Below are 299 nucleotides of genomic sequence, written 5' to 3'. Positions count from 1 at the left end.
GCACCGCGCCGATCACGAAGTTGAGGCTCAGGTCTTCACCCAACAGCACCGCGCCGAAGGTGACGCCGAACAGCGGCGTCATGAACGAAAACACCGCCAGATTCGCGGCAAGATAACGGCGCAACAACCAGAACCAGGTCAGGTAACTGAAGAACGACACCACCAAGCCCTGGAACAGCACGCTGGCCTCCGCCACGGTGGGCAGGCTGACGTGCGTGACCTGACCGCTGAGCATCGCGATCAGCACCAGGCCGACGAACCCGACGATCAACTGATAGAACAACGTCAGGGTCACCGGC

1 protein-coding gene is annotated in these 299 nt (G+C 61.5%); it reads right to left on the bottom strand.

All coding sequences use genetic code 11. The annotated features are described in order from the left end of the window. The coding region (locus BK665_RS33400) for an EamA family transporter (protein WP_148053286.1) at positions 1-299 on the bottom strand (299 nt) is incomplete at both ends.

The sequence above is a fragment of the Pseudomonas frederiksbergensis genome, assembly GCF_003732665.1.
In the GTDB taxonomy this organism is placed as follows: Bacteria; Pseudomonadota; Gammaproteobacteria; order Pseudomonadales; family Pseudomonadaceae; genus Aquipseudomonas; species Aquipseudomonas frederiksbergensis_G.
Note: the sequence above shows the minus strand (reverse complement) of the source record. Positions and strands in the feature narration are given on the sequence as shown.